Source organism: Acinetobacter uliginosus (assembly GCF_044130295.1).
GTDB lineage: Bacteria > Pseudomonadota > Gammaproteobacteria > Pseudomonadales > Moraxellaceae > Acinetobacter.
Window position 1 is genome coordinate 1 of record NZ_JBIQOC010000151.1, and the last position, 3,699, is coordinate 3,699.

Below are 3,699 nucleotides of genomic sequence, written 5' to 3' on the forward strand. Positions count from 1 at the left end.
ATTATAATAATTACAGATAGTTATATATTTATCTAATCTGATTTATTACCTTATGATGGCTTGTCAAAACAATAATTTACTGACTAATCAAATGAAAGTAATCGTGCATCACGACTTCTCTCTCAGCGCTTCAACAAAATTAAGGACAGAAATCAAGCCATTCAGCGTTTCAATTTGATAGGTGGGCTACCTCTCTTAAAAAACTCTTCATCCAAGCCTTATCACCAGTCAAAGCATACAAAACCTGATATAGACGAATCGGCAATAGTGCTAATTTACCCTGTTTAGAGTTTGGATCTAATTCAGGCTGATTTTGCAATTGAGTTATTGCTACGACATCCATACCTAGCATTCTTGCAAGCTGAGACCGACTAAGATGGAGTTGTTCAGCAGCCCGAAGTACCGCTTTTCCCAACACAACATCTGATGTAGTCTGCTGTGCTAATAACGTCATAACATCACCTCAAGCTCTATATTTTAATCGATCAAGCCTTAAATCTAACAATACCATACCAACTGAAGCATTAAAGTCTTTCAATAACGTAGCGTACTGCCAACAATCTCAATGGGATTCAAAGTAAATTATAAATATCCTAAAATTGATTTGTTCCTTGAACTTCGCTTGTTTGAAATATTTTAGCGCCTTAGTTTCAGCAAAATAAATTGCAGCAAACAATCGTCGATCTTTAAAAACAATAGCCGATGAAGCATGTAAACTAGATGCAGACCTACCTTCATATTACAAAGCTTTGTCTATTTTCAATAAATAAGGAGCTGAATAATGTTCAAAATTAGCTTGGAATTTTGGGTAATCATGTTTTAACAATGCTTGAAGTTCTGTTTGGATTTTTTGATTAGAAGCAATTTGAGGAACTGTCGAAATATCTGAATATTGAATCAAGTCTAATTCTTGTGCATGGCTAAACGAGGAGAGTATCAAAAGAAGGCTGAAGTAATATCTATGCTTCATAGTTGGCTTATTATTTATGATCTACTTTAATGATGTCCATATCGACTAACTTATGGATTGTTCATTTTATATGGACACTTATGGAGTATCAATAAGAGTAAAACCCTTTTGCATAGATTTCATAACATTTTCCACAAATGTTTTTGTTTATTTATAAGCTTTGTAAGCTAATTTATATTTAGCACTAACTGTGCCAAAACTGATTATAATAAAATTGACAGAAAAAACAGCACTTTAAAAAAATAAAATTGTTACAACGTAGTTTTAATGTTTTTTTAGTAAAAAAGTGACACTTTGTGTCACTAATCCACCTATTTTCTAACCCAAAATAATGGGATTATTCCCCAATTCATTATTTTGCTCTTGAATGGATTGAGCATAAAATTGATTAAGCACTTCACCGATATTCATCACACCTGTTATGACAGCCACTTTAAACTGTTCCTGAGCCAACTGAGCAACCATATTTTTACAGATTTCATCCCAGATTATTTGCTGAGTGGCGGTTTTTATCCCTCGATCAATTACAATTTCAACTTTTCTTTCACATAAATTGATGTAAAGAAGTACACCACTATTATATTCAGTATCCCATACCCCAAGTTCTGCAAACAGCTGGCGAGCACGCATGCGAGTATTTTGAAAATAGGCCTGATTTACAGGAAGATGACCTTCTATTACGACTTGGATTTCGCCCACATGATCATGTTCGGCCTCGGCGACCGCCTGAGCGATCGCTGCCTGATCCTGTTTGGAAAAATAGCGTTTGGTTGCAGGCATATATAAAAAATGCTTTAACCAGCGCTTAAAACTGGGTTGATTTACTTCTTCTGTTTTAGGTTGGGTGACAATCTCTGTCGTATCTGTTGTTACCATGATCCTGATGCTCCTCCTCCACCAAAGCCGCCACCGCCGCCACTAAATCCACCGCCACCGAAACCACCTCCTCCTCTACCACCCCCACGACCGGCAGATGAAAGTACAAGCTGAAAAATGGTTTGTGCAATTGCAGTGATGAGTAAAAAGAAGATGCCTATTCCAATCAACAAACTGGTAATTAAGCCAGCCCCATTGACCAGTCCAGCCACCGTACCCGCAACAGCTGCTGTAGAAGCACTGAGAGGCTTACCCACAATAAATGAACCAATAATCCCCGCAATTAAAATAAATAAGGCGGTACTCAAGGTTTTCTGTTTTGCTTGCTGTTCATGCAAGGCTTTTTCTTGCCGTTCTTTCAACTCCTGGGCTGCATTGGCTGCAACCTCAGGGTCCATATTTAAGATCCGTTCAATCTCTGCAAGTCCAGCATCAATGCCTTGGGCATATTGGGCCTGTTTAAAATAAGGAGTGATTTGATTTCGAATGATTCGGCTTACCACAATATCAGGCAGCACGCCTTCCAGACCATAGCCAGTTAAAATCTGGATACGCCGATCATTCACCGCAATCGCCATGAGTAGACCATTATCCTGTTTTGCAGAGCCAAGTTGCCATTTTTCAGCCACCCGCATGGCAAAATCAAAAATATCTTCCTGACCTGTGGTCGGGACAATCACCACACCAATTTGCGCCTTACCCTGTTCATGCAGCTTGAAAATCCGTTGGCTGATCTCTTGCTTTTCACCCGCACTAAGTAAATTGGCCTGATCCACAACCGGCTCATTTAAAGTCGGCAGTCCACGAATAGACTCGCCTTCTGCCATATCATTGGCAATTTGCGGCTGTTTTAGTTTTGGCTGTGCTGACGGCTGTTGCTGGGTTTGTTGTTGCTCCTGAATGATCTTCCCTGCAATGACAGCATCTTCATTATCCGTGGCTGCTGCCTCTGCACTTAAAGCGAATGAACTGCACAATATTGCACACCACAAAACCAGCAGTTGCAAAACAATCGCAAGAGAGCTTTTCTTTTCTGGAGCAGACATAAGCGCATCCTTTTCTATATAGCCACCCGATTAATCAAATGTTACCTTCGGCGCTGTTTGTGCACCCTGTTCAGCACTGAAATTCGGTTTTGGATTCATGCCAATCACTTTAGCCGTCATGACTTGCGGGAACTGGCGTGAATAGGCATTAAAGTCTTGAACCGAGGCAATATAACGGTTACGTGCCACTGCAATGCGGTTTTCAGTCCCTTCCAACTGTACTTGTAAATCACGGAACTGCTCATTCGCCTTTAAGTCCGGATAATTTTCAGATACCGCAATTAAACGCGACAATGCACTGGTCATCTGGGCCTGTGCTTCCTGATATTTCTGGAATAAAGCAGGATCTTCCAGCACTTGTTTATCCACTTTTAGCCCTGCAACATTGGCGCGTGCCTGAGTGACTTCTGTTAAGACCTGTTCTTCATGTTTGGCATAACCTTTTACCACATTCACCAGATTGGGTACCAAATCTGCACGGCGTTGATACTGGTTCTGCACTTCAGCCCAGGAAGCCGTTACCGCTTCATCCTTCACCTGTAAAGTATTATAGCCACAGCCGGTTAAGCTTAGCGTGCTTGCCAGCACCACTGTCGCTGCGGTTTTTCTGATAAAATTCATTGTGCTATTCCTCTATTATTTATTTGTATTTGTTTAAATATTTTTATTGTAAACATATTTGGCTATAGTTTTGTTTAATTTATTTCTCTGTACACGACAAATTTCATAGGATCCTTGTCCTATCAGGCTTTTTCTTTCTTAAAATTGCTAGCACTTTCTTAAATTCTTCTTTTTTTCCAAAACCAA

4 protein-coding genes and 1 pseudogene are annotated in these 3,699 nt (G+C 39.8%); all 5 read right to left on the minus strand.

Annotated elements, in window-relative coordinates; translation table 11 throughout:
* Window positions 1-169 precede the first annotated feature (169 nt).
* On the minus strand, window positions 170-454 hold the full coding sequence (locus ACE01T_RS17205; protein WP_395519757.1) for a DUF2384 domain-containing protein: 285 nt from the start codon (window positions 452-454) through the stop codon (window positions 170-172).
* 144 nt (window positions 455-598) lie between these two features.
* Window positions 599-970: pseudogene (locus tag ACE01T_RS17210) on the minus strand (hypothetical protein); the annotation flags it as partial.
* Between the two features lie 318 nt (window positions 971-1,288).
* Entirely contained in the window at window positions 1,289-1,849 is a 561-nt protein-coding gene (locus ACE01T_RS17215) for a TPM domain-containing protein (RefSeq protein WP_395519760.1), read from the minus strand.
* Window positions 1,840-2,892 carry a TPM domain-containing protein gene (locus ACE01T_RS17220; RefSeq protein ID WP_395519758.1) on the minus strand — a complete coding sequence of 351 codons (1,053 nt, stop codon included), beginning with the start codon at window positions 2,890-2,892 and terminating at the stop codon, window positions 1,840-1,842. The genes ACE01T_RS17215 and ACE01T_RS17220 overlap by 10 nt, the downstream gene beginning before the upstream one ends.
* A 30-nt stretch (window positions 2,893-2,922) precedes the next feature.
* A complete protein-coding gene (locus ACE01T_RS17225) occupies window positions 2,923-3,513 on the minus strand; it encodes a LemA family protein (RefSeq protein WP_395519759.1) in 591 nt (196 codons plus the stop codon).
* Window positions 3,514-3,699: the final 186 nt, after the last annotated feature.

Coding starts and splice junctions, on each gene's coding strand:
- ACE01T_RS17205 (WP_395519757.1), bottom strand. CDS start 454: ATGACGTTATTAGCACAGCAGACTACATCAGATGTTGTGTTGGGAAAA.
- ACE01T_RS17220 (WP_395519758.1), bottom strand. CDS start 2,892: ATGTCTGCTCCAGAAAAGAAAAGCTCTCTTGCGATTGTTTTGCAACTG.
- ACE01T_RS17225 (WP_395519759.1), bottom strand. CDS start 3,513: ATGAATTTTATCAGAAAAACCGCAGCGACAGTGGTGCTGGCAAGCACG.